A 22,459-nucleotide genomic window follows, 5' to 3' on the forward strand; every position below is an offset into this window, starting at 1 on the left:
GCGGGGGCCTCGCGCCCCTGCCTGTCCGATCTGACCCCGCCGTCCAACCCGCCTGCCGAGCCCGCTTTCCATGTCCACGATCCTCGTCATCGAACAGGTCATCAACGGCCTGCAATTCGGCGTCATGCTGTTTCTCATGGCGGCGGGCCTCACGCTGATCTTCGGCGTGATGGGCCTCATCAACCTCGCGCATGGCTCGCTCTACATGATCGGGGCCTTCGCGGCGGCCTGGGTCGCAGGGCTGACCGGATCGTTCCTGCTGGCGCTCGTCGCCGCGATGGCCGCCGCAGCGCTTGCCGGCGCGCTCGTGGAGATGGTCGTCATCCGCAGGCTTTACGCCGCCGATCACCTCGACCAGGTGCTCGCAACCTTCGCGCTGATCCTGATCTTCTCGGAGGGGACGCGCTGGGTCTTCGGTTCCTTTCCGCTCTACCTCGACATTCCGGAGGCCCTGTCGGGCACGGTGACGCTGCCGGGCGGCATCGCCTACCCGCTCTATCGGCTTGTGCTCATCGGGATCGGGCTCACCGTGGGCCTCGCGCTCTGGGCACTGATCGAGCGCACGAGAATCGGAATGCAGATCCGCGCGGGCCGCGACGACAGGGAGATGATCGCGGCGCTGGGCGTCGATATCTCACGGCTTTACACGGGCATCTTCGCGCTTGGCGCGCTTTTGGCCGGGCTTGCCGGGGCGCTCGTCGGCGCGATCCAGTCGGTGCAGGTCGGTATGGGTGAGCCGGTGCTGATCCTCGCCTTCGTGGTCATCGTGATCGGCGGGATCGGCTCTATCAAGGGCGCGTTCATCGGCGCGCTACTGGTCGGGCTCACGGACACGCTGGGCGGCATTTTCCTGCCCGAGATCTTCAAGCTGTTCACCGACGCCTCGACGGCGACGCAGGCCGGGTCGGCCCTCGCCTCCATGGCGATCTACATCCTGATGAGCCTCGTTCTGATCTGGCGGCCCACCGGGTTGTTTGGGCGGGCCGCATGATCCCCGAACGCCACCTCAACATCGCGGTGCTGGTGATGTTCTTCGCGGTGCCCGCCTGGGCGCTGATCATGGACGAGCCCTTCACGATCACGCTCGCGACGCGCGCCGCAATCCTCGCGCTCGCGGCTACCGGCCTCAATATCGCGCTCGGGCTGGGCGGTCTCGTCAGCCTCGGCCATGCGATCTTCTTCGGGATCGGCGGCTACGCGATGGGTGTCCTGGCTTTCCACGCGCAAACCTATACGCCGATGCAGCTTGGTGGCTTCGAGATCGCGGGCACGAAGTCCATGCCGGTGATCTGGCTGGTGGCGCTGGTCGCATCTGGCCTTGCGGCGGTCTTGGTCGGGCTTTTGTCGCTCAGAACGAGCGGTGTTTATTTCATCATGATCACGCTCGCCTTCGGACAGATGTTCTACTACTTCGCGATCTCCTGGCGCGCCTATGGCGGCGAGGACGGGTTGTCGATCTATGTTCGAAACGACTTTCCCGGCCTGAACACGCTTGACCCGATCCAGTTCTTCGGCCTCTGCGCGACGCTCCTCTGTCTTGCGCTTCTGGTCTTCTGGCGGCTCGCCCGTTCGCCCTTCGGCCTTGCGCTCGGGGCCGCGCGGCAGGTGCCCCAGAGGGTCGAGACGGTCGGGCTCGATCCGGTGCGGCTCAAGCTCGTGGCCTTCGTTCTCTCGGGCATGATGACCGGCCTCGCGGGCGCGCTCTTCGCCGATCTCAACCGGTTCGTGAGCCCGACAATGTTCTCCTGGCAGTTCTCGGGCGAGCTGATCGTGCTTGTCATCCTCGGCGGTGTCGGGCGGCTGATGGGCCCGCTCATCGGCGCGGGTCTGTTCGTGACGCTCGAACATGTTCTCGGCGACATCACCGATTTCTGGCACGTGATCCTCGGCGCGATCCTGTTGATGATCGTGCTCTTCGCGCGCGGCGGCGTGGTCGGGCTCTTTTGCGGAAAGGCACGGCCCGATGCCTGATCCGATCCTCACCACGACGAACCTGCAAAAGAGCTTCGGCGCGCTGAAGGCGACGGACAGCGTTTCCCTTGATCTGAGGCAAGGTGAGATCCACGCCATCATCGGCCCGAACGGCGCGGGAAAGTCGACGCTGATCGATCTCATCTCGGGGCGCACCCAGCCCGATGCGGGCAGTGTCACGCTGCTGGGTCAAGACGTGACCCATGCGGGCACGGCGGCACGGGCACGGGCGGGGCTTGGCCGCACCTTCCAGATCTCCGCGCTCGCGATGGAGGACACTGTCCTTCAGAACGCGGTCCTCGGCGCGATGGGCGCGAGCGGCAAGCCGTGGCGTTTCTGGCGCCCCGCGCTCTCGGATGCGGACTTGCGGATGCGGGCCGAGGAAGCGCTGAGGCGCGTCGGGCTTGCAGATGATGCCGGCAAGCGTTGCGCCGAGCTCAGCCACGGGCAGCGCCGCCAGCTCGAGGTGGCCGTCGCCCTGACACTCTCCCCGCACGCCTTCATCATGGACGAGCCGATGGCGGGCCTCGGGGCCGAGGGCTCACGGCTTCTCACGGGCTTTCTCGACAGCCTTCGCAGCGAAGCGCCCATCCTTCTGGTCGAGCACGACATGGACGCGGTCTTCGCGCTCGCCGACCGGATCAGCGTTCTCGTTTACGGACGGGTGATCGCCACCGGCACCGCCGCGGAGATCCGCGCCAGCCGCGAGGTTCGTGATGCCTATCTCGGGGAGGATGCATGAGCCTTCTCGAAATTCGAGACCTGACCGCAAGCTACGGCGTCACGCAGGCGCTGCACGGCGTCGATCTCAGTATCGATGCGGGCGAGATCGTCGCGCTGATGGGCCGGAACGGCATGGGCAAGACGACAACCGTCAAGGCGATCTGCCGGATCATCGCATCGGAGGGCACGCTGCGGCTCGGCGGGACGGATCTGCACCGGTTGCCGAGCCATCGCGCCGCACGGCTCGGGATCGGGCTCGTGCCCGAGGGGCGGCGCTGCTTTCGCGATCTGACGGTGTCGGAGAACCTCGTCGCGACGGCGCGGCCCGGAGAGTGGACGCAGGCGCGCGTCGAGGAACTTCTGCCCAAGCTCGGCCAGCGCCGCGATCAGCGGGCGGCATCGCTTTCAGGCGGCGAGCAGCAGATGCTCGCCATCGGGCGCGCGCTGATGACCAATCCGCGCCTTCTGATCCTCGACGAAGCGACCGAGGGTCTCGCCCCTCTCGTCCGGCAGGAAATCTGGCAGGCCATCGCCGAGCTCGGGCACTCCTCGGGCATGGCGATCCTCGTCATCGACAAGGCGCTGCGCGAGATGGCCCGGATCGCAAGCCGCGCGGTCATTCTGGAGCGTGGGCGGTCAGTCTGGTCCGGGCGGATGGACGCCCTCGACGAGGAAACCGCGCGCCGACTGATCGGGGTGTGATCGTGGCCACGACCGGCGGTCAGAGATCTTTCGACGCCCCGTCGGCACCCGACAGGGTCAGCCCTTCCCAAGCCTCTCCCATCGCGACGATGCAGGATTGCCCATTGGCATAGCTCTGCACGAGCGTCCACTTGCCTGTCTCCGGCCCGGTCCAGATCTCGAGAACCACGTCCGGCGCGCGCAGGCCGCGCCCGGTGAGTTCAGCCCCGTAGCTGAGCGTCAGCTTCCGTTCGAGCCGATCCTCGGCATCGCACAGAACATCCGCCACCTGCGCCGCGGCGGGCGATGCGGCGAGGCACGCGAGAACGGGAATGGCAAATCGCTTCATGTTCAGGGCTCTAAGGGCTGACCAGTCCAGTATGTAACACTTTTATAACAAAAGACCCGAATTTTCCGTTATCGCCCGTGCGATAGCCCGCCGGACCGTCACGCAATCGATACGTTTCTGTCGCGAAACTTTTTCCGAAGTGTCGCGGAACTTTCTCATCGCGCCTGTAGCTCGCTCCCAGCTTAGGGGGACAGGCATGCTGGAAATCGACGCGCTGACCAAAAGGTTCGGCCCGAACACCGCCGTGGATGCGGTGAGCCTTACATTCGACAAGCCTGCGATGATCGGCATCATCGGTGCATCGGGCGCGGGTAAATCGACATTCCTGCGAATGGTGAACCGGCTGACGGATGCCACCGAGGGCCGCATCATCTTCGAAGGCACAGACGTGACGGCGCTCAAGGGCAAGGCACGGCGCGGATGGCAATCGCGCTGCGCGATGATCTTCCAGCAGTTCAATCTCGTGCCCCGGATGGACGTCGTCTCGAACGTGCTGCACGGCACGCTCAATCGCCGCTCGACGCTGGCCACGATGTTCAACGTCTATCCCGAGGCCGACATTCACCGCGCGATCGAGATTCTCGACCGTCTCGGGATTGCCGAGCAGGCGCCGAAGCGCGCCGAGGCGCTGTCTGGCGGACAACAGCAGCGTGTCGCGATCGCCCGCGCGCTGATGCAGGATCCCGCGATGATCCTTGCCGACGAGCCCATAGCCTCGCTCGATCCGATGAACGCGCAGATCGTCATGGATAGCCTGCGCCGCATTCACGAAGAAGACGGGCGCATGGTGATCGCCAACCTGCACACGCTCGACACCGCGCGGCGCTATTGCGACCGCGTGATCGGGATGCGTCACGGCCGCGTCGTCTTCGACGGAAGGCCCGACCAGCTCACGGTCGGTGTCGCACGCGACATCTACGGTGCGGGGGCGGATTTCTCCGAAAGCGCCACCTCCACCGATCTCGAAACCCTGGACAGACAACCGGACGCTGCGGCCACGGCCAAAGCCTTCGTCTGAGCCAGTACCCTGCCCGCCTGCCAGCGGGCCTATCCTCAATGGAGAGAATGATGATGAAGACCACCATCGCACTTGCACTCGCAACCACCGCCCTGGTCGGCACCGCGCAGGCCCAGGAGATCGAAGAGTTCCGCATCGGCATCCTTGGCGGCGAGAACGCCCAGGACCGCCTGAACTCCTATGCCTGCCTTCAGGAATACACCACCGAAGCGCTCGGTGTTGAGACCAAGCTCTTCGCCCCCGCTGACTACAACGGCGTGATCCAGGGCCTCCTCGGCGGCACCATCGACATGGCGTGGCTCGGCGCATCCGCCTATGCCGCGACCTATCTGCAGGACCCCGAGGCGGTCGATCCGGTTCTGGTGAAAGTGAACCTCGACGGCACGATCGGCTACCACTCCATCGGCTTCGCGCGCGTCGATAGCGGCATCACCTCGCTCGAGGAGATGGAAGGCAAGGTCTTCGGCTTCGGCGATCCGAACTCGACATCGGGCTACCTCATCCCCTCGATCGAAATCCCGCAGGCGGGTGAGGAGATCACGATGGAGCCCGGCGCGTACTTCGGCGACGTCGTCTTCACCGGCGGCCACGAGCAGACCATCGTTGCGGTCGCCAACGGCGATATCGACGGCGGCGTGACTTGGGCCGACGCCCAAGGCAACTGGGAAGACGGCTACAATTCGGGCGCACTGCGCAAGGCCGTCGATGCGGGGCTCGTCGACATGAACGAGCTCGTGCAGATCTGGCAGTCCAAGGTCATCCCCGAAGGCCCCATCGTGCTGCGCAAGGCCCTGCCCGAGGACGTGAAGGCCACCATGACCGAGCTGGTCGACGGTCTGCATGAGCGCGATGAAACCTGCGCCTACAACGTCGCCGCTGGCGAGACGCTCGGCTTCCAGCCGGTCGATCACGACACCTACCAGTCGGTCATCGACGCCCGCAAAGCCGTGATCGGCAACTAAGACACCGGGTTTTCGACCCGAACGGTCCGGGCCCTTTGGCCCGGACCACCCTTTTCGCAGGCATCCCGAGGCAAAGATGAGCGACACGACCCTGAGCCGGGCCGATCCGTCCCACGATCCGTCCCACGTGGCGACGATCCAGTCGAGCTACATGGCCGAAGTCCAGCGCCGCCGCCTTTACGGTGGATTGACGCTATTGATCTTCGTCCTTCTCATGGTGTCGGGCTTCATGATCGCCGACGACCGGAACGCGGGCGGCTTCTGGGAAGGGCTCTCGCAGGTCGGCGACTACCCCGCCGAGGTTCTCTCGGAAGCCTGGGAGAAGCGGGCGGACCTGCCCGGCCTTCTCGTGAAATACTTCCCCGCGCTCATCGAGACGATCAACATCGCGGCGGTCTCCACCCTGATCGGGGCAGCGGCGGGCCTTGTGCTCTCGCTTTTGTCGACACGGGGTCTGGCGCGCTGGCCGCGCCTCATCGGTCTCTTCCGCCGGATCATGGACATCATGCGAGCCGTCCCCGAGATCGTGATCGCGCTCGTCCTGATCTTCGTTCTGGGCGGCGGGCCCGTCCCGGCGATGATCGCCATCGCGATCCACACCGCCGGTGCGCTCGGCAAGCTCTTTTCCGAAGTGGCCGAGAACGCCGATCTCAAGCCGGTCGAGGGCCTTGCCTCCACAGGTGCGACATGGGGCCAGCGAATGTGGCTGGGCGTGATCCCGCAGGTCGCCCCCAATTATCTCAGCTACGGGCTTCTGCGCTTCGAGATCAATATCCGCGCCTCCGCGATCCTCGGTTTCGTCGGTGCGGGCGGGCTTGGCTATGAGCTGCGCAACTCGATGGCATGGGGGCCGGGCCGCTTCGACGAGGCCGCCGCCATTTTCCTGCTGCTCTTCGGCACGATCGTCTTCTTTGACCAACTTTCGAGCCGCTACCGCAACCGTCTGACCGAGGGAGACCGGACATGAGCGAGGCGATGACACTCGATACCGCCAAGACCGATATCTCGGCGCTTTTCCGGCGCAAGCGGCTGACCGCCTTCGCGGTCCCTTCGGTAATCCTGGCCTATTTCGTCTACATCTTCTTCGCCTTCGACATCCCCGGCCTTGCCCAGCGCGCCGATTGGGACAATGCCGTGACGCTTGCCTCGGACAGCTGGTCGCACAAGGTGCACGTGACCCGTGACAATTCCTCGGGCGAGATGGAATACTCGGTCGAGGGCGAGCGGAAGGGCAACTACCCCGATGGCCAGCGCCCGGCCTGGGTCTCGGGCGAGGACATCGTCACCGTCGATCTCGGCGGCGATCACGTCGTGCGCTTTCTGGACGGCACCGCGACGGAGATCGAGATTCCCGGCTTTGGCCTCGTCGAGGCCCGCACCGAAGGCCGCACCGTTCTGACCAATCTGCCCGAGGCCGTGCCCGAGTGGATCAGCGTCTCGGATCGCCGCGTCGGGATCACGACGCCCGAGGGCCGGATCACCATCACCGGCTCGAAGACCGAGGTCTTCAACTACTTCCCCGGCTGGGAGCTCTTCTTCTTCACCTTCGAGAGCCCCTATCACGGTCAGCCTGCGACCCGCATCCTCTTCGGCGACCGCATCGACCCAGAGCGCGCCAACATCGTCGGTGCCGTGCAGGATTTCTGGAACAACGCCATGTGGCGGCACAAGGACGTGGTCTGGGCCATCGGCGAGACGATCCTGATGGCCTTCCTCGGCACGTTCGGCGCGGCCATTATCGCGCTGCCGCTGGCCTTCCTCGGCGCGAAGCGGTTCGCGCCCGTTCAGGCGGCACGCTTCGGCATAAGGCGCATCTTCGACTTCGTGCGCGGCGTCGACGCGCTGATCTGGACCGTGGTCCTCGCCCGCGCCTTCGGGCCCGGCCCGATGACCGGCGCGCTTGCCATCCTCGTCACCGATACCGGCACGTTCGGCAAGATCTTCTCCGAAGCGCTTGAGAACGTGGAGGAAAAACAGATCGAGGGCGTGCAATCGACTGGCGCGAAACCTCTTCAACGCTACCGCTTCGGCGTGATCCCGCAGGTCGTGCCCGTGCTCCTGAGCCAGATCCTCTACTTCCTCGAGTCGAACACGCGCTCCGCCACGATCATCGGCGCGATCACCGGCGGCGGGATCGGTCTGATGCTCACGCAGGCGATCCAGACGCAGAAGGACTGGGAAGAGGTCGCCTATTACATCATCCTCATCGTGCTGATGGTGATGCTGATGGACTGGGTCTCGGGCAAGCTGCGCGCGCGGCTGATCAAACGGTCGCACTGAGATGGCACGCCTCAAGGCGGACGGGCCGATCATCCATGACGGTTGCCAGATCAGCGAGGTCCAGTTCGGTGCCTATACCGAGATCGGCGCGGGCTCGCGGCTGTCGCATGTGGTCATGGGCGATTATTCCTATTGCGATCGCTTCGCGGATATCGCCAATGCCGAGATCGGCAAGTTCGCGAACATCGCCGCCTTCGCGCGGATCGGCGCGACGGATCATCCGCTGGACACGGCGGCCTGCCATCATTTCCTCTACCGATCTGACGATTACTGGGACGATGCGGAGGCAGATGCCGACTTTTTCGCGCATCGTCAGTCGCGCCGCGCCTCTATCGGGCACGACACCTGGATCGGCGCGGGAGCGATGGTGAAACCCGAGGTGGCGCTCGGGCACGGAGCGGTGGTCGCGGCCGGGGCCATCGTGACCAGGGATGTGGCTCCCTACACGATCGTGGCGGGCAACCCGGCGCGCGTGTTGCGCCAGCGCCAGCCGGAGCGGATCGCCGAACGCCTGATCGCGCTCGCTTGGTGGGATTGGCCGCACGAGGCTTTGCGCGGGGCGCTCCAGGATTTCCGGTCACTCTCTGCCGAGGCCTTCCTCGACACGTACGGCGGCTGAGCGCTCATGTCAGCCGGCTGAGTCTTCCCCGAGCGTCAGCGTGACCCGGTCCCCCGCGAACCAGGTCCGGCCGTATTCGACGGGCACGCCCGCGCCGTCCACGTTCACCCCGGTCGTCCGTAACAGCGGATCACCCTCGCGCAGACGCAGATGCAGCGCGCGCGTCGCATCCGCCGCGACGGCCGTCATCCGGGTCGAAGCGCGGATGAAGTCGGGCACGCCGCACCGCGCGAGCGCTGCGCTGACCCCGGTTTCCTCTGACAATGCTGCGGCGATGCCGGGCAAGCGCGCTTCGGGAAAGACGCTCTCGAATATCGCGATGGCCTGCCCGTCTGCGAGCGAGAGCCCGTGATAGGCAACGACGCCCGCGCCTTCCTCGATGGCGAGCGCATGCGCCTCACCGGGTGTCGCAGCGCGGGTCTCGATGCTCAGAATGCGCTTTTCCGGCCGGCGCCCCGCGGCGTGCAGGTTCTCGTGGAAACGCACGCGCCGCCCGATAGGGTAATCGGTGGGCCGCGCCGAAACGAACGCCCCTGCCCCGCGCCTTGTATGGACGAGTCCGTCCTCGCCGAGCCGTGCCAGCGCGTGCCGAACCGTGTGGCGATTGACGCCGAACCGCTCGCTGAGCTGCGCCTCGGTCGGCAGCTTGTCGCCCGGCGCGTATCGCCCTTCGGAGATGTCGTCCCGGAGCGCGGAGGCGATCGCCTGCCAAAGCGGCGTGCGGCGGGAGGAGGCGCGGGCCATGTCACTCAAAATTCACAAAACTCCACTGGCCGCCGTGGCGGCAATATGTCAATATTTGTCTAGTTGTATAGTAATTGACGGATTTGTCGAGATGAAAGATCACGGCGGCACCGAAGACAGACGGAGCTGGATGGGCATACTCGCCCGCGCGCCCGAGGGCCGCGCCGCAGCGTGCCTCGACGCTGCGATAGCCCGTCCCGGTTTCACCTGGCTGCGCGCGCCCGAGATCGGCACCGTCATGGTGCGGGGCCGCGCGGGCGGCACCGGCGCGCCGTTCAACCTCGGCGAGACGACGGTCACGCGCTGCGCGCTGAAACTCGCGGACGGCACGGTCGGCCACGCTTACATCCAAGGCCGCCGCAAGGCCGACGCGGAAGTGGCGGCGCTCTGCGACGCGCTCATGCAGACCGAGGACGCGGCACGAATCCGCGGCGCGGTGATCGAGCCCTTGCAGACGGAGGCCGATGCCGCGCGCGCCACCCGCGCCCGCAAGGCCGCGGCCACCAAGGTCGATTTCTTCACGATGGTCCGGGGGGAAGATTGATGCGTGCCGACGCTCTCGAAGGCGGATTTGCCGATCCCGCGCCCGATGCCGCGCGCGCCTTCCGCGCGATCATGGAGGCGATGGCGCGGCCCGGCACGATCCACGATCTTGTCGGCGCGGCCCCGCCGGCGCCTCTGTCGGTCGCGGCTGGCGCGGCGCTGCTGACGCTGGCGGACGGCACGACGCCGGTTCACCTGGCGGGAGAGGCCGATTGCGAGCCCGTGCGCCGCTGGCTTGCCTTCCATACCGGCGCGCCGGTGACGGGCGCCGAGACCTGCGCCTTCGCGGTCGGGACATGGGCCGCGCTGCTGCCGCTTTCGAGCTATCCCGTCGGCACGCCGGACTACCCTGATCGCTCCGCGACGCTGATCGTGGAGGTGGATCGCCTCGCACCCGAAGGCGCGACGCTGTGCGGGCCGGGTATCCGCGAGACGGCGGAGCTTTCCTTGCCCGAGACGCGCGCCTTCGCAGAGAACCATGCGCGTGCCCCGCTGGGGCTGGATTTCATCTTCACCTGCGGCGCGCAGGTCGCCGCCCTGCCACGTTCGACGGAGGTCGGCTGATGTATGTTGCGGTCAAGGGTGGCGAGCGCGCCATCGACAACGCCCATGCCTGGCTCGCCGAGGAACGGCGCGGCGATGCGTCCGTCGCGGAGCTGAGTGTCGCGCAGATCCGCGAACAGCTCGCCCTCTCGGTGAACCGGGTGATGGCCGAGGGCTCGCTTTACGATCCGGATCTTGCCGCGCTCGCGATCAAGCAGTCACGCGGCGATCTGATCGAAGCGGTTTTCCTGATCCGCGCCTACCGCACCACCCTGCCCCGGTTCGGCACGTCGCATCCGGTCGATACCGGCGCGATGGCCTGCGACCGGCGCATCTCGGCGACGTTCAAGGATTTGCCTGGCGGACAGGTTCTGGGGCCGACCTTCGACTATACGCACCGACTTCTGGATTTCGCGCTCGCCGCTGAAGGCGAGGCTCCGCAAACGCCCGAACGCGAGGCGGACGATGCGGCGATGCCACGCGTGATGGACTTTCTCAACCGCGAGGGCCTGATCGAAGACGCGCGGCCCTCCGACGACGTGCCACCCGATGTCACGCGCGAGCCCTTGGCGATGCCGGCGGACCGGGCGCTGCGACTGCAGGTCCTGTCGCGCGCAGATGAGGGGTTTATCCTCAGTCTCGCCTACTCGACCCAGCGGGGCTATGCGCGCAACCACCCTTTCGTGGGCGAGCTCCGCATCGGCACGGTCGCGGTCGAGATGGACGTGCCCGAGCTGGGCTTTGCCGTCGAGATCGGAGAGATCGCGCTGACCGAATGCGAGACGGTCAATCAGTTCACCGGCTCGAAAACCGAGCCCGCCCAATTCACCCGTGGGTACGGGCTGGTCTTCGGACAGACGGAGCGGAAGGCAATTTCGATGGCGCTCGTCGACCGGGCGCTGCGCTGGGAGGAGCTTGGCGAGGACGACGTCGGCGCGCCCGCACAGGATGCCGAGTTCGTTCTCTACCATGCGGACAACATCCAGGCGACGGGCTTTCTCGAGCACATCAAGCTGCCCCATTACGTCGACTTCCAGTCAGAGCTGGAACTGGTGCGAAAGCTGCGCCGCGAGGCCCACGCTGACGCGGACGGCCATCGGGAGGCCGCGGAATGAGCATCGATACGGTCGTCTTCGATATTGGCGGCGTTCTGGTTGACTGGCAGCCGCATCTCGCCTGGTCCGGCGAGATGGGCGAGGACGCGGCTCGCGCCTTCCTGACCCGGATCGGGTTCGAGAAGATCAACCTGGCCTGCGATGCTGGCGCGCGGTTCGAAGATGCGGCGGCTGGGCTGGCGGATAAAGAAGACGCGGCCCGGCTTGCCGCTTATGTCGCGCGCTACACCCGCACGGTTCCCGACAAGATCGCCGGGACGTGGGATTTGCTCTACGCCCTGAAGGCGCGCGGCACGCCGCTTCACGCCATCACGAATTGGTCGGCGGAGACCTGGCCGGAAGGGCTGAAGGCGCATCCCGAGCTTGCCGAAATCTTCGGCACGATCGTCGTCTCCGGGGAAGTCGGGATCATCAAGCCCAGCACCCAGATCTACCGGATTCTGTGTTCCGGCGCCGCGGTGGCGCCGGAACGCTGCGTGTTCATCGATGACGGATTGCATAATTGCATCGGCGCGCGGGCTGCCGGGATGGATGCCATCCACTTCACGGATGCGGGTGCGCTCGAGGCGGCGCTCGTCGAAAGAGGTCTCTTATGAGCCTAGTCGCCGCCGCCATCCCCGCCGCAGGCATCCCCGTCTTCTTCCGCGCCGGACCAGTCGCCATCGAGCAGGCAGTTCAGCCAATGCGTCTCGGGAAAGGCCATACCGATGACAAGACGGCCGCCGAAAAACAGCGCGGCGCAGCCGACCACAAGCGCCAGGATCATATCTTCGGACATCACGCGTCCTTCGCTGTGAACTCGCCAAGACCATGCTTCGCGAACGGGGCCATTTCATGACCGAGACCGCTTATAATTTCGCCTATCTCGACGAGGAGACGAAGCGCATGATCCGCCGCGCGATCCTCAAAGGGCTCGCGATCCCCGGCTATCAGGTGCCCTTCGCGAGCCGCGAGATGCCGATGCCCTATGGCTGGGGCACCGGCGGCGTGCAGGTTTCCGCGGCGGTGATGACCCCCGAGGATCGCTTCAAGGTGATCGACCAGGGGGCGGATGACACGACCAACGCCGTCTCGATCCGCAAGTTCTTCGAGCGCACGGCGGGCGTCGCCACGACGACCCGCACGGAGGAGGCGAGCCTCATCCAGACGCGCCACCGCATCCCCGAGGCGGCGCTCGCCGAAGGTCAGATCCTTGTCTACCAGGTACCGATCCCGGAGCCCCTGCGCTTCCTCGAACCGCGCGAGAGCGAGACGCGCAAGATGCACGCGCTCGAAGAATACGGGCTCATGCATGTGAAGCTCTATGAGGACATCTCGCGGCACGGGCATATCGCGACCGCCTACGCGTACCCCATCAGGGTCGAGGGCCGCTACGTGATGGACCCCTCGCCGATCCCGAAATTCGACAACCCGAAACTCTCCGATTGCCCGGCGATCCAGCTTTTCGGAGCGGGACGCGAGCAGCGGATCTACGCGCTGCCGCCCTATACCCGGGCGGCCAGCCTCGATTTCGAGGATTACCCGTTCGAGGCGTCGAAGGCCGAGCATCCCTGCGCGCTTTGCGGGGCGGACGATACCTATCTCGACGAGGTGATCACCGACGATGCCGGGGGCCGGATGTTCGTCTGCTCGGACACCGATTACTGCGAAACCCGCCAGAAGGAGCGCGCGGCATGAGCCCTCTTCTCTCCGTCCGCGACATCGAGAAGCGCTACGGCGAGCATATCGGCTGCACCGGGGTCAGCTTCGATCTCTGGCCCGGCGAGGTGCTTGGCATCGTTGGCGAGAGCGGATCGGGCAAGTCGACGCTGCTGAGTTGCCTTGCCGGACACCTGGCCCCGGATCGCGGCGAGGTGATCTTCGACACCCGCACTGACGGTCCGCGCGACACGATTACCATGTCCGAGCCCGAGCGGCGGATGCTCTCGCGCACCGATTGGGCCTTCGTGCACCAGCATGCCCGCGACGGGCTTCGGATGGGCGTCTCGGCGGGCGGCAATGTCGGCGAGCGGCTGATGGCCGTGGGCGCGCGGCATTACGGCGAGATCCGCGAAAGCGCGAGCGATTGGCTCGGCCGGGTCGAGATCGACAAGAGCCGCATCGACGACCGCCCCTCCACCTTCTCGGGCGGGATGCAGCAGCGCCTTCAGATCGCGCGCAACCTCGTTACCGGCCCGCGCCTCGTCTTCATGGACGAGCCGACAGGCGGGCTCGACGTGAGCGTTCAGGCGCGGCTTCTCGACCTTCTTCGAGGGCTTGTCCGCGACATGGGGCTTTCGGTCATCATCGTGACCCACGACCTTGCCGTGGTCCGCCTTCTGGCCGACCGGCTGATGGTGATGAAATCGGGGCGCGTCGTCGAGACCGGCCTCACCGACCAGGTGCTCGACGATCCCCAGCATGCCTATACCCAGCTTCTTGTCTCCAGCGTCCTGCAGGTCTGAGCCATGATCGCGATCGAAAACGTCTCCAAACGCTTCACGCTGCACAACCAGGGCGGCGCGTCCATCGAGGTGATGACCGGCGCGGCGCTGTCGGTGCGACCCGGTGAATGCGTCGCGCTCATCGGCGCGTCGGGTGCCGGCAAGTCGACGCTGATGCGGATGATCTATGGCAATTACCTGGCCGAGAGCGGACGGATCATGGTCGGCGGGCTCGACGTCGCCCGCGCCGATCCGCGCGAGATCATCACGCTCCGCCGGGAGACGCTGGGCTATGTCAGCCAGTTCCTCCGGGTCGTGCCGCGCGTGCCGACGCTCGACGTTGTGGCGGAGCCTTTGCGCGCCACCGGCACGGGAGTGGACGAAGCGCGGAGCCGCGCAGCAGACCTGCTGAGCCAGCTCAACATTCCCGAAACGCTCTGGCAACTTTCGCCGACCACCTTCTCGGGCGGCGAACAGCAACGGGTCAACATCGCCCGAGGTTTCGCTCACCCCTACCCCGCGCTTCTGCTGGACGAGCCGACCGCGAGCCTCGATGCGATGAACCGCGAGGTCGTGCTCGGGCTGATCGAGGCTGCCAAGGCGCGCGGTGCGGCCATCGTCGGCATCTTCCACGACAGCGAGGCGCGCGAGCGCGTCGCCGATCGCAACGTGGACGTCACCGCCTTCACCCCGAGGCGCGCGGCATGAGCGGACGCCTCATCGCGGTTGTCGGCCCCTCGGGTGTTGGCAAGGACAGCCTCATCGCCGGGATCGTCGCCGCGCGGCCCGACGTAAGGCCCGTGCGCCGGACCATAACACGCGCTGCGGGACTTCCCGGAGAAGATTACGACGCGGTGAGCGACGCAGATTTCGAGACCCTAGAAGCCGAAGGCGCGTTCTGCCTTGCCTGGCGCGCGCATGGGCTGGCCTACGGCATCCCGCGCGACGTTTTGCGGGATGTTAACGGCGGTGCCGAGAGGATCGTCAACCTGTCGCGCGGGGTTCTGGCTGAGGCCGACCGGGTCTTTCCCGCGCTTCTGGTTCTCAACGTCACCGCCCGGCGGGACGTTCTGGCCCAGCGGCTTGCAACACGGGGCCGTGAGGACGCGGCGGATATAGATCAGCGGCTCGCACAGGCGGCCCGGCCGCTGCCGGATGGTCTCCACGCTGTCGAGATCGCCAATGACGGCCCGCTCGAGAACAGCGTCGCGCAGGCTCTTGCCGCGCTTGGCCCGGTTAAGGTCTGAACGATGGCAACGCGCGCTCGAACATGGAATGGTCACGGGACCGGAAAGTGCAGGTTTTGATGAATTCACCCAAACACGTCGCGGGCACTGAAACGCCCGCCCTCACGGAGACGCTTTGCCTTGCCAATGCCCGGCTTGTGCTCCGCGACGAGGTCGTGAGCGGCGCGTTGACCGTCGAAGCCGGGCGCGTCGCCGAGATCCGCCAAGGCACTGGCGTGCCGCGCGGCGCGGTCGATTGCGGCGGCGATTACGTGATCCCGGGGCTTGTCGAGCTGCACACGGATAATCTCGAGCGGCATATCGAGCCGCGTCCTTCGGTCGACTGGCCGCACCTTCCCGCGATACTCGCCCATGACGGCGAGCTTGCTTCCACGGGCATCACCACGGTGTTCGATGCGCTGCGTGTCGGCTCCATCCACGGCGGCAAGGCGCGCTACGATCCCTATGCGCGCCGTCTTGCCGACGAGCTTCTCGCGCTCCGCTCCGAGAACGTCCTGCGGATCAGCCACTTCCTGCACCTGCGGGCGGAGATCTGTTCAGAGACGCTGCTCGAGGAGCTTGCCGATTTCGGACCCGAGGACCGGGTCGGCATCCTGAGCCTCATGGATCACACGCCCGGCCAACGGCAGTTCCGCGACACCACGCAGCTGAAAACCTACATCGCCAAGAAACGTGGCCTCGACGATGCGGAGTTCGAGGCGCATGTCGCCAATCTCAAACGGCTTCAGGAAACCTATGGCGCAAAGCACGAAGCGGGCGCGGTGGCGGAGGCCGGCCGTATCGGCGCGGTCCTGGCGAGCCACGACGACACGACCGCCGATCACGTGAAGACGTCGCGCGCGCATGGCGTGCGGTTCGCCGAGTTCCCAACCACGCTCGAAGCGGCGGAGGCCTGCCGCGAGGCCGGGATCGCCGTCATGATGGGCGCGCCGAACGTGATCCGGGGCGGCTCGCATTCCGGCAACGTCGCCGCGCATGACCTCGCGGCGGCGGGCCTTCTGGATATCCTGTCTTCCGATTACGTGCCCTCGGCGCTGCTCTATGCCGCATTCCAGCTGGCCGAGACGTGGAAGGATCTGCCGCGCGCCATCGCCACGGTCACCGCGCGGCCGGCCGAGGTGACGGGGCTCGAGGATCGCGGAACGCTGGAGACCGGAAAACTCGCGGATCTCGTGCGGGTGCATGCTTTGGGCGAAGTGCCAGTGGTCCGGTCAGTCTGGAGCCGGGGGCGTCAGGTCGCCTGACGTCAGGCCGCCTGCTCCCCGACAAGGCCCAACGGCTCCTGATCTCGATCGAGCTCGATCGTGAAGGTCGTGCCGCGGCCCGGCTCGGCGGTGAACCAGATCCGGCCCCCGTGCGCGTCGACGATACGCTTGGCGATGCTGAGGCCGAGGCCGCTGCCCTCGTGGCGGCGCGTTTCGTATTGCGCGGCCTGCTGGAATTCTTGGAAAACCTTGTCATGGAATTCCTCGGGGATGCCCTCCCCGTTGTCGGAGATCGCGATCCGCGCCTTGTCGCCGCTGGCTTTGAGCGACACGCGGACATGCCCCGCGCCTTCTTTCGAGAACTTGGCGGCGTTCGACAGAAGGTTCGAGATCACCTGATCGAAGCGGCTCGGGTCGATACGCGACCAAAGAGGCTCCGAGGGCAGATCGAGATAGATCTCGGCCTTCATGCTTTCGGCGAAGGGACCGAAGCGGTCGACGATATCGCGCAGCATGGCGCCAAGGTCGGCGGCCTCGGGATTGATCTCGATCTTGCCCGATTCCGCGCGCTGCAGAAGAAGAAGATCGCTGACCAGAGTGGCAAGACGATGGGAGTTGCGCCCGGCGACGTCGAGTGGACCTTTCATGCGGTCCGGCACCGGGCCGAGCGCGCCGGAGTTCAGCACGTCCAATGCACCCTTGATGGATGTCAGCGGCGTCCGCAGTTCGTGGCTCACGGTTGCGAGAAATTGCGTCTTCGCGCGGTACGCCGCCTTTGTGCGCTCATGCTCCTCCTCGAGCGCCTTTCGACTTTTCAGATGCGCTGTATAGCTCGTCAGGAAGCTGCGAGCGCATTCCAGAAGGAACATCGTCACGTAGATCGCCGTGAAGAAGTGCAGCCAGGTCTCCGAACCGATGCCGTCGCCGGTCACCAATATATCGCGCAGCGGAATGAACAGGATCGCAAGCACGTAGATGATGAGACGCAGCGCCAGGATCGGCAGAAACTGGTGATTGTTGATCGCCGCGAAAATCGCGGCCGAGAACAGGACGATCATCGGCAGGAAGTGCCCGCTTTCGGCGCCCTGCAGTTCTGCCAGTGAGATCGCGAAGTAGGAGATCGCCATAGCACTGATAGCAGTGCTGATATACAGCATCGCAACCGCGCGCCGCACTTTGTGGACGTCCCAGCACCGTACGGTGAGGATACTGCGGACCACGAAGGCGTCGATCGTCTCGGAGACCAGCGTCACGCAGAAGAAGATCGCGCCGAGCTGCCAGCTATAGTACGATGACGTCAGAACGAGCATCGTCACATAGATGATCAGCCGCTGCCCAAAGAGGCGCTGGCCCACGCGCGCGTAGTCGCGCAACCGTCTCCGGTTGGACCAGATTTCGTCCTCACGGGCCAGAAGTGCCGGTAATTTCACCAGGATCTCTCCGGTTGTGGTCATTTCGGCAATACAAACCGAGAACTCGCCCTCAGATAGTTCATAATACCATTGAACCTATCTGCAATTGTGTCCAGATTAGGGAAAAAACGTGTGTGGTGTGGAAAACTCAATCACCTACGCCTGAGGCTCCCGATTGTCATTTCAAGAGCGCAAAGCCGACATTGCATTTCCGGAACTCGAGCCGGAACTGCCGTCAGAGAGAAAAACCAGAAATCCGGCATTTTTAAGGAATGTCGGATCAAAAGTTCTGCTCGCGCAGCATCCACGCCTCAAAACCAGTGTTATCTCGGTCCATAACCAACATCTTCACGGAGAGCTCTATCTCGAGTTTCTCCGCGCTCGAAAGCGCGTATTCATCGAACAGAAGAAATGGGACCTGCCCTTCGAGAAGGATCTCGAATTCGATCAATACGATACGCCACAGAGCCGTTGCGTCATAATCCACGAATTCGGCGAGGTGCTCGGCGGATTGCGCCTTTTGCCGACGACTGCACGCTGCGCGTGTTACACCTACATGATCCGGGACGCACAGCGCGGACTTCTGCCGGACATTCCGGATTATATCCTCTACGAAAAAGCACCTGTCGCAGATCATATCTGGGAAGGCACGCGGCTCTTCGTCTCGCAGGACATCTCGGCTGAAAGACGGGTCGGCGTGCAGACGCGCCTGATGCTCGCCATGGCCGAAACCGCCGTTGAGGCGGGCGCGACGCATGTCATCGGGCTGGTGCCGGCCCTTTATCAGCGCTGGGTGGCACGCCTCGGGATCGGAGCACTGCCGCTCGGACCCAAGATGAACATCGACGGGGAGAACACGCAGGCCGCCGTGATGCATGTCGCAGCGGTCGCCAAAAACGGGAAGACCCACCATTGATGTTTGGGCAGGCGAGAATCCGCTACGGCATCATTTGGCCGGGAATATATCACAATTCGGCCTCAAAACGCTGGCTCTTTGGAAACAGTTTACGCAACTTTAAATGAAAGTCGTGCCCATGCGAATTCTGGCAGTAGACGACGACCCCATCGTTCTGGATCTTCTCGAGGTTGCGCTGACGGGAGCTTCGCTTGACGATCTGACCCGTGCGACCTCTGCGGAGGAAGCGCTCGATCTCATCGACGAGACCGAGGAATCCTTCGAATGTATCCTTCTCGACATCAACATGCCCGGCATCGACGGCATCGAGCTGTGCCGCAGGGTTCGGGAATATCCCGAATACGAGACGGTTCCGATCATCATGATCACCCGCCTCGATCACCGCAGCTACCTCGAGAAGGCGATCCGCATGGGCGCCTCCGACTATGTCGTGAAGCCCTTCGACGGCACTGAGGTCGTCACCCGCATCGAGCTTGCCGCGCTGCGCCGGGCTCGCGACGCCGACCAGATCCCGGCACAGGGGCCGATCCCGCTGACCGATCCCGTTTCGCGCGCGGATCGCGAATGCGCCGAGTTCATCGAGCTGCCCGCCGCGCTCTCGTTCGAGACGATGAAATCCAGCATCACCTTCATTCCCGAAGAGACGCTGCTGAAGTTCAGCGCGATCAAGATCGCCAATTTCGATGCGCTGCGTGGTTCGCTCTCGCGGGACGAGCTCTCTCAGGCGATCATGCGGGTGGGCCGTAGCGTCGCGACCCGTCTTAAAGGCACCGACTTCATGATGGCATATGCGGGCGCAGGCACGATCGTTGCGGTCGTGCGCGGCCTGCACCAAACCTCGGCCAGCGCGCTCGGCTCCTCTTTGCAGGCGGCGCTGCTCGAGACCGTGCCCGCGGAGGCTGTCATCCCGGAGATCGTGGTCGCGACCGCGGGCCCGTCCAACACGGTCCACCGCCAGGATCGGATGACCCGGATCCGCTACGCGATCTACTGCGCCGACGAGGCTGCCCGCGAGACATGGTCCTTCGGCAAGCAGATCCGCGCGACCGTCGCCGCGGCCGAAGAGCTGGAAACGGAACGGACGCACTGAACCACTGCGCGGGGCCGGCCCGTCACGGGCTGGCCCGACGCGGGCGTGATTTGACTTTTTCGCTCATGTCGCCACGCTTTGACGCATCCCGACAGGAGCTCTTGCGTGCGGACCGCCCTCGCCCTCAGCATCGCCTGCCTTTCGAGTTCGGCCGCAGCGCTGGAACTGACGATGACCGGCAGCTACGCGCTCGACCGACCGTCGAGCCTCGACTACGACCCGACATTCTGCGGCCTCTGGATCGCCAATGAAGGCCCCGAAGCCATTCTGGTCACGCTCCAGGGCGACGAGCTTCGGCGGATCGGGTCGGATCTGAGCAGGATAAAGGCGATCTCGATCGAAGGAGACAGTCTCATCGTCGCGGACGGATTGGGGCTCTTTCAGCGCCTGACCAAGGATGGCGAGCCCCTCGCAGCGCCGTTCCGCATCTCGAGCGGCTGGGCCGATACCGAAGGAATCGCGATCGACGAGGATGGCAGCCTCATCACCGTCGAGGATGATCCCGAATATCTCTCATGGCTGTCGCCGGACGGCGACGTGCTGCGCCGGATCGACACGATGCAACTCGACCCGCCCTTGTCGGAGGCGCAAGGCATCGCCCGCGATCCGCGCACGGGGCATCTGTTGATCGTGGACGATTGGGAAGGCACCAACAGCCTTTACGAATTCGACGCAGAGGGCACGTTGATCGCCACGCAATCGCTGGTGCCGTTTGGCACGGATCCCGAAGGCATCGCGATCCGTCCGGGTTCGGGCCAGCTTTTCGTCGCGTTCGACATGGGCGCACGGATCGCGAGCTTCGACTACGTCCCGACCCTACCGCCCGGATCGGAGCCGCTGCCGCCCGGCGCCGATTGCATGATGTTCTAAAACGGCAAACTCCGCCGAGGCAGCCTTCGGAGCCTGGCGATGCTCCACATCACGGGGCGCGCGCGCCCGTTCATGCCCCGCTTGATGCGTGTCGTTGCAGTCAGCTCTTCCTTTCCCGCCGGTCGCGGGCCGCCTTGGAATGGCGACCGTGCCGGGCTAGGAGAAGGCTTCCGCCCGGAAACGCTTGAGGTCTGAAATGACGGACGCTCCTTCCCTCGACGAAACTGCCCGGAAACTGGCCGATCGGGTCGCCGCCCTGCCCGCGCGAACGCCGCGCCTTCTGGTGGCCGTGGCCGGACCGCCCGCATCGGGCAAGACGACGCTGGCCGAACGCCTGGCCGAGATGCTGTGCGAAGGCGGGCATGAGGCGCGGCACGTGCCGATGGACGGCTTTCATCTAGACAATTCAGTGATCGAGCCGCGCGGGCTTCTTCACCGGAAAGGCGCGCCCGAGACCTTCGACGCGCAGGGTTTCATTCACACGATGCAGCGGCTTGCGAACGAGGAGGAGGTGATCCTGCCGGCCTTCGACCGCGCCCGCGATATCGCCGTTGCAGGCCGGATCGCCATCGGCCCCGAGACGCGCATCGCGGTCGTTGAAGGCAATTACCTCTGCTTCACGGAAGATCCTTGGTGCGCGCTCGCCGAACTGTGGCAGTTCAGCGTTTTTCTCGACGTGCCGGATGACGTCCTTCGCACCCGCCTCGTCGAGCGCTGGCGCGACCACGGACTGAGCGAGGCGGCCGCGCTGGCCCGCGCCGAAGAGAACGATCTGCCGAACGGGCTGCGTGTCCTTCAGAAAAGAGCCGAAACAAGCCTGACGCTTGGCGGCTGACCGGGCTAGGCTGCTCGCAGGCCGAGGATCTCGCGCGCCTCGACCGGGCTGGCGACGGGGCGCTCGTATTTCGCGCAGAGCTCCGCGGCGCGGGCGATGAGCGCCGCGTTGGATGGTGCGAGCCTGTCGCGGTCGAGGCGCACGTTGTCCTCGAGCCCCGCCCGCGTATGTCCGCCCGCCGCGATTGCCCATTCGTTGACGACGAGCTGGCTGGCGCCGATCCCGGCGGCGCACCAGTTCGCCTCGGGCGCACGGGAGCGCATCGTCTCAACGTAGAAGTCGAACACGGCGCGGTCAGCGGGCATGGCGTTCTTCACGCCCATCACGAACTGCACGTAAAGCTTGCCGTAAAGATCCCCAGCCTCATGGCGGCGGATCGCCTGGATGATATGGCTGAGATCGAAGGCTTCGACCTCGGGCGTGACCTCGTAGGTCCGCATCTCGGAGGCGAGCCAATCGACGAGATCGGGCGGATTTTCGTAGACGCGCGTCGGAAAGTTGTTCGAGCCGACCGAGAGCGAGGCCATGTCCGGCCGCAATGGCAGCATCCCGCCCCGCGCCTGCCCGGCGCCCGACCGTCCGCCAGTCGAGAACTGCACGATCATGCCGGGGCAATGCGCCTCGATGCCTTCCTTAAGCCGCGCGAATTTCTCAGGGTCGGAGGATGGCGTCTCGTCGTCGTTGCGCACGTGGCAATGGGCGATGGCGGCCCCCGCCTCGAAGGCTTCATGCGTCGACTCGACCTGTTCAGCCACCGTGATCGGCACTGCCGGATTGTTCGCCTTGGTCGGCAACGATCCGGTAATCGCAACGCATAGAATACAGGGCTTCCCCGCGACATCGGCCATATTTCATCTCCTCCCCGGCAATCTCGGGACGGAGACTACCCTGCCCAGCGGCGGATACAATGGCC

28 protein-coding genes are annotated in these 22,459 nt (G+C 65.3%); 22 read left to right on the forward strand and 6 right to left on the reverse strand.

What is annotated here, in order from left to right:
- The first annotated feature begins 70 nt into the window (after positions 1-70).
- From FIU91_RS11385 to FIU91_RS11400, 4 genes are read left to right on the forward strand one after another with little or no spacing between them, the layout of a single operon-like run.
- The gene (locus FIU91_RS11385; RefSeq protein ID WP_093009962.1) at positions 71-991 is read left to right on the forward strand and encodes a branched-chain amino acid ABC transporter permease; all 921 of its coding nucleotides are present in this window, start codon (positions 71-73) and stop codon (positions 989-991) included.
- A complete protein-coding gene (locus tag FIU91_RS11390; RefSeq protein WP_152462535.1) occupies positions 988-1,971 on the forward strand; it encodes a branched-chain amino acid ABC transporter permease in 984 nt (327 codons plus the stop codon). Before FIU91_RS11385 ends, FIU91_RS11390 begins: the two co-directional genes overlap by 4 nt.
- Positions 1,964-2,713, forward strand: coding sequence for an ABC transporter ATP-binding protein (locus FIU91_RS11395; protein ID WP_152462536.1), 750 nt, complete (start codon positions 1,964-1,966; stop codon positions 2,711-2,713). Before FIU91_RS11390 ends, FIU91_RS11395 begins: the two co-directional genes overlap by 8 nt.
- Positions 2,710-3,396 (forward strand): ABC transporter ATP-binding protein, encoded by a 687-nt coding sequence (locus FIU91_RS11400; protein ID WP_093009965.1) that lies wholly within the window; start codon positions 2,710-2,712, stop codon positions 3,394-3,396. The genes FIU91_RS11395 and FIU91_RS11400 overlap by 4 nt, the downstream gene beginning before the upstream one ends.
- 19 nt (positions 3,397-3,415) lie before the next feature.
- Here the strand turns inward: FIU91_RS11400 and FIU91_RS11405 are convergent, their stop codons facing one another.
- Entirely contained in the window at positions 3,416-3,724 is a 309-nt protein-coding gene (locus tag FIU91_RS11405) for a hypothetical protein (RefSeq protein WP_152462537.1), read from the reverse strand.
- Between the two features lie 196 nt (positions 3,725-3,920).
- Here FIU91_RS11405 and phnC point away from each other — a divergent pair, with 196 nt between their 5' ends.
- From phnC to FIU91_RS11430, 5 genes are all read left to right on the forward strand, one after another.
- Positions 3,921-4,742 carry a phosphonate ABC transporter ATP-binding protein gene (gene phnC, locus FIU91_RS11410; RefSeq protein WP_093009967.1) on the forward strand — a complete coding sequence of 274 codons (822 nt, stop codon included), beginning with the start codon at positions 3,921-3,923 and terminating at the stop codon, positions 4,740-4,742.
- Between the two features lie 53 nt (positions 4,743-4,795).
- Positions 4,796-5,704 carry a phosphonate ABC transporter substrate-binding protein gene (gene phnD / locus FIU91_RS11415; protein ID WP_093010117.1) on the forward strand — a complete coding sequence of 303 codons (909 nt, stop codon included), beginning with the start codon at positions 4,796-4,798 and terminating at the stop codon, positions 5,702-5,704.
- A 76-nt stretch (positions 5,705-5,780) separates the two neighbouring features.
- Positions 5,781-6,671 (forward strand): phosphonate ABC transporter, permease protein PhnE, encoded by an 891-nt coding sequence (gene phnE, locus FIU91_RS11420; protein WP_152462538.1) that lies wholly within the window; start codon positions 5,781-5,783, stop codon positions 6,669-6,671.
- Positions 6,668-7,984, forward strand: a complete 1,317-nt coding sequence (gene phnE, locus FIU91_RS11425) for a phosphonate ABC transporter, permease protein PhnE (protein WP_254701951.1) — start codon at positions 6,668-6,670, stop codon at positions 7,982-7,984. Before phnE (FIU91_RS11420) ends, phnE (FIU91_RS11425) begins: the two co-directional genes overlap by 4 nt.
- A 1-nt stretch (position 7,985) precedes the next feature.
- On the forward strand, positions 7,986-8,603 hold the full coding sequence (locus FIU91_RS11430; RefSeq protein ID WP_152462539.1) for a chloramphenicol acetyltransferase: 618 nt from the start codon (positions 7,986-7,988) through the stop codon (positions 8,601-8,603).
- A 9-nt stretch (positions 8,604-8,612) separates the two neighbouring features.
- Here the strand turns inward: FIU91_RS11430 and phnF are convergent, their stop codons facing one another.
- Positions 8,613-9,347, reverse strand: a complete 735-nt coding sequence (phnF, locus tag FIU91_RS11435; RefSeq protein ID WP_093009970.1) for a phosphonate metabolism transcriptional regulator PhnF — start codon at positions 9,345-9,347, stop codon at positions 8,613-8,615.
- Between the two features lie 91 nt (positions 9,348-9,438).
- On the opposite strand from phnF, the gene phnG reads away from it, so the two are divergent.
- From phnG to FIU91_RS11455, 4 genes are read left to right on the forward strand one after another with little or no spacing between them, the layout of a single operon-like run.
- On the forward strand, positions 9,439-9,891 hold the full coding sequence (phnG, locus tag FIU91_RS11440; RefSeq protein WP_152462540.1) for a phosphonate C-P lyase system protein PhnG: 453 nt from the start codon (positions 9,439-9,441) through the stop codon (positions 9,889-9,891).
- The gene (gene phnH, locus FIU91_RS11445; RefSeq protein WP_152462541.1) at positions 9,891-10,454 is read left to right on the forward strand and encodes a phosphonate C-P lyase system protein PhnH; all 564 of its coding nucleotides are present in this window, start codon (positions 9,891-9,893) and stop codon (positions 10,452-10,454) included. Before phnG ends, phnH begins: the two co-directional genes overlap by 1 nt.
- A complete protein-coding gene (locus FIU91_RS11450) occupies positions 10,454-11,548 on the forward strand; it encodes a carbon-phosphorus lyase complex subunit PhnI (RefSeq protein ID WP_152462542.1) in 1,095 nt (364 codons plus the stop codon). The genes phnH and FIU91_RS11450 overlap by 1 nt, the downstream gene beginning before the upstream one ends.
- Positions 11,545-12,144 carry an HAD family phosphatase gene (locus FIU91_RS11455; RefSeq protein WP_152462543.1) on the forward strand — a complete coding sequence of 200 codons (600 nt, stop codon included), beginning with the start codon at positions 11,545-11,547 and terminating at the stop codon, positions 12,142-12,144. The genes FIU91_RS11450 and FIU91_RS11455 overlap by 4 nt, the downstream gene beginning before the upstream one ends.
- Before the next feature lie 2 nt (positions 12,145-12,146).
- Here the strand turns inward: FIU91_RS11455 and FIU91_RS11460 are convergent, their stop codons facing one another.
- On the reverse strand, positions 12,147-12,326 hold the full coding sequence (locus FIU91_RS11460) for a hypothetical protein (protein ID WP_152462544.1): 180 nt from the start codon (positions 12,324-12,326) through the stop codon (positions 12,147-12,149).
- Positions 12,327-12,382: 56 nt separating this feature from the next.
- On the opposite strand from FIU91_RS11460, the gene FIU91_RS11465 reads away from it, so the two are divergent.
- The 5 genes from FIU91_RS11465 to FIU91_RS11485 are packed head-to-tail and all read left to right on the forward strand — an operon-like array spanning position 12,383 to position 16,462.
- Entirely contained in the window at positions 12,383-13,225 is an 843-nt protein-coding gene (locus FIU91_RS11465) for an alpha-D-ribose 1-methylphosphonate 5-phosphate C-P-lyase PhnJ (protein WP_152462545.1), read from the forward strand.
- A complete protein-coding gene (phnK, locus tag FIU91_RS11470) occupies positions 13,222-13,992 on the forward strand; it encodes a phosphonate C-P lyase system protein PhnK (protein WP_152462546.1) in 771 nt (256 codons plus the stop codon). Before FIU91_RS11465 ends, phnK begins: the two co-directional genes overlap by 4 nt.
- Positions 13,993-13,995: 3 nt before the next feature.
- Entirely contained in the window at positions 13,996-14,679 is a 684-nt protein-coding gene (gene phnL / locus FIU91_RS11475) for a phosphonate C-P lyase system protein PhnL (RefSeq protein ID WP_152462547.1), read from the forward strand.
- Positions 14,676-15,218: a phosphonate metabolism protein/1,5-bisphosphokinase (PRPP-forming) PhnN gene (phnN, locus tag FIU91_RS11480; RefSeq protein ID WP_152462548.1), complete on the forward strand. Its 543-nt coding sequence runs from the start codon at positions 14,676-14,678 to the stop codon at positions 15,216-15,218. The genes phnL and phnN overlap by 4 nt, the downstream gene beginning before the upstream one ends.
- Before the next feature lie 59 nt (positions 15,219-15,277).
- The gene (locus FIU91_RS11485) at positions 15,278-16,462 is read left to right on the forward strand and encodes an alpha-D-ribose 1-methylphosphonate 5-triphosphate diphosphatase (RefSeq protein WP_152462549.1); all 1,185 of its coding nucleotides are present in this window, start codon (positions 15,278-15,280) and stop codon (positions 16,460-16,462) included.
- 2 nt (positions 16,463-16,464) lie between these two features.
- On the opposite strand, the gene FIU91_RS11490 is transcribed toward FIU91_RS11485, so the two are convergent.
- Entirely contained in the window at positions 16,465-17,877 is a 1,413-nt protein-coding gene (locus tag FIU91_RS11490; protein WP_152462550.1) for a cell wall metabolism sensor histidine kinase WalK, read from the reverse strand.
- Between the two features lie 238 nt (positions 17,878-18,115).
- Positions 18,116-18,322 carry a hypothetical protein gene (locus FIU91_RS19685; protein WP_254702121.1) on the reverse strand — a complete coding sequence of 69 codons (207 nt, stop codon included), beginning with the start codon at positions 18,320-18,322 and terminating at the stop codon, positions 18,116-18,118.
- On the opposite strand from FIU91_RS19685, the gene FIU91_RS11495 reads away from it, so the two are divergent.
- The 4 genes from FIU91_RS11495 (at position 18,254) to FIU91_RS11510 (ending at position 21,546) form a co-directional block, all read left to right on the forward strand.
- Positions 18,254-18,751, forward strand: coding sequence for an acyl-homoserine-lactone synthase (locus FIU91_RS11495; RefSeq protein WP_245760199.1), 498 nt, complete (start codon positions 18,254-18,256; stop codon positions 18,749-18,751). The two genes, FIU91_RS19685 and FIU91_RS11495, sit on opposite strands and share 69 nt — an antisense overlap.
- A 103-nt stretch (positions 18,752-18,854) precedes the next feature.
- Complete coding sequence (locus FIU91_RS11500; RefSeq protein ID WP_152462551.1) at positions 18,855-19,841, forward strand: PleD family two-component system response regulator; 987 nt, start codon at positions 18,855-18,857, stop codon at positions 19,839-19,841.
- 105 nt (positions 19,842-19,946) lie between these two features.
- Positions 19,947-20,711: a hypothetical protein gene (locus FIU91_RS11505; protein ID WP_152462552.1), complete on the forward strand. Its 765-nt coding sequence runs from the start codon at positions 19,947-19,949 to the stop codon at positions 20,709-20,711.
- Between the two features lie 196 nt (positions 20,712-20,907).
- On the forward strand, positions 20,908-21,546 hold the full coding sequence (locus tag FIU91_RS11510) for a nucleoside/nucleotide kinase family protein (RefSeq protein ID WP_152462553.1): 639 nt from the start codon (positions 20,908-20,910) through the stop codon (positions 21,544-21,546).
- Positions 21,547-21,551: 5 nt separating this feature from the next.
- On the opposite strand, the gene FIU91_RS11515 is transcribed toward FIU91_RS11510, so the two are convergent.
- Positions 21,552-22,394, reverse strand: a complete 843-nt coding sequence (locus tag FIU91_RS11515; protein ID WP_152462554.1) for a 3-keto-5-aminohexanoate cleavage protein — start codon at positions 22,392-22,394, stop codon at positions 21,552-21,554.
- Positions 22,395-22,459: the final 65 nt, after the last annotated feature.

Source organism: Roseivivax sp. THAF30 (assembly GCF_009363575.1).
In the GTDB taxonomy this organism is placed as follows: Bacteria; Pseudomonadota; Alphaproteobacteria; order Rhodobacterales; family Rhodobacteraceae; genus Roseivivax; species Roseivivax halotolerans.

Excerpts from the sequence above, each read along its gene's own strand:
- FIU91_RS11385 (WP_093009962.1), top strand. The coding sequence starts at position 71 with ATGTCCACGATCCTCGTCATCGAACAGGTCATCAACGGCCTGCAATTC.
- FIU91_RS11390 (WP_152462535.1), top strand. The coding sequence starts at position 988 with ATGATCCCCGAACGCCACCTCAACATCGCGGTGCTGGTGATGTTCTTC.
- FIU91_RS11395 (WP_152462536.1), top strand. The coding sequence starts at position 1,964 with ATGCCTGATCCGATCCTCACCACGACGAACCTGCAAAAGAGCTTCGGC.
- FIU91_RS11400 (WP_093009965.1), top strand. The coding sequence starts at position 2,710 with ATGAGCCTTCTCGAAATTCGAGACCTGACCGCAAGCTACGGCGTCACG.
- FIU91_RS11405 (WP_152462537.1), bottom strand. The coding sequence starts at position 3,724 with ATGAAGCGATTTGCCATTCCCGTTCTCGCGTGCCTCGCCGCATCGCCC.
- phnC (WP_093009967.1), top strand. The coding sequence starts at position 3,921 with ATGCTGGAAATCGACGCGCTGACCAAAAGGTTCGGCCCGAACACCGCC.
- phnD (WP_093010117.1), top strand. The coding sequence starts at position 4,796 with ATGAAGACCACCATCGCACTTGCACTCGCAACCACCGCCCTGGTCGGC.
- phnE (WP_152462538.1), top strand. The coding sequence starts at position 5,781 with ATGAGCGACACGACCCTGAGCCGGGCCGATCCGTCCCACGATCCGTCC.
- phnE (WP_254701951.1), top strand. The coding sequence starts at position 6,668 with ATGAGCGAGGCGATGACACTCGATACCGCCAAGACCGATATCTCGGCG.
- FIU91_RS11430 (WP_152462539.1), top strand. The coding sequence starts at position 7,986 with ATGGCACGCCTCAAGGCGGACGGGCCGATCATCCATGACGGTTGCCAG.
- phnF (WP_093009970.1), bottom strand. The coding sequence starts at position 9,347 with ATGGCCCGCGCCTCCTCCCGCCGCACGCCGCTTTGGCAGGCGATCGCC.
- phnG (WP_152462540.1), top strand. The coding sequence starts at position 9,439 with ATGAAAGATCACGGCGGCACCGAAGACAGACGGAGCTGGATGGGCATA.
- phnH (WP_152462541.1), top strand. The coding sequence starts at position 9,891 with ATGCGTGCCGACGCTCTCGAAGGCGGATTTGCCGATCCCGCGCCCGAT.
- FIU91_RS11450 (WP_152462542.1), top strand. The coding sequence starts at position 10,454 with ATGTATGTTGCGGTCAAGGGTGGCGAGCGCGCCATCGACAACGCCCAT.
- FIU91_RS11455 (WP_152462543.1), top strand. The coding sequence starts at position 11,545 with ATGAGCATCGATACGGTCGTCTTCGATATTGGCGGCGTTCTGGTTGAC.
- FIU91_RS11460 (WP_152462544.1), bottom strand. The coding sequence starts at position 12,326 with ATGTCCGAAGATATGATCCTGGCGCTTGTGGTCGGCTGCGCCGCGCTG.
- FIU91_RS11465 (WP_152462545.1), top strand. The coding sequence starts at position 12,383 with ATGACCGAGACCGCTTATAATTTCGCCTATCTCGACGAGGAGACGAAG.
- phnK (WP_152462546.1), top strand. The coding sequence starts at position 13,222 with ATGAGCCCTCTTCTCTCCGTCCGCGACATCGAGAAGCGCTACGGCGAG.
- phnL (WP_152462547.1), top strand. The coding sequence starts at position 13,996 with ATGATCGCGATCGAAAACGTCTCCAAACGCTTCACGCTGCACAACCAG.
- phnN (WP_152462548.1), top strand. The coding sequence starts at position 14,676 with ATGAGCGGACGCCTCATCGCGGTTGTCGGCCCCTCGGGTGTTGGCAAG.
- FIU91_RS11485 (WP_152462549.1), top strand. The coding sequence starts at position 15,278 with ATGAATTCACCCAAACACGTCGCGGGCACTGAAACGCCCGCCCTCACG.
- FIU91_RS11490 (WP_152462550.1), bottom strand. The coding sequence starts at position 17,877 with ATGACCACAACCGGAGAGATCCTGGTGAAATTACCGGCACTTCTGGCC.
- FIU91_RS11500 (WP_152462551.1), top strand. The coding sequence starts at position 18,855 with ATGAAAGTCGTGCCCATGCGAATTCTGGCAGTAGACGACGACCCCATC.
- FIU91_RS11510 (WP_152462553.1), top strand. The coding sequence starts at position 20,908 with ATGACGGACGCTCCTTCCCTCGACGAAACTGCCCGGAAACTGGCCGAT.
- FIU91_RS11515 (WP_152462554.1), bottom strand. The coding sequence starts at position 22,394 with ATGGCCGATGTCGCGGGGAAGCCCTGTATTCTATGCGTTGCGATTACC.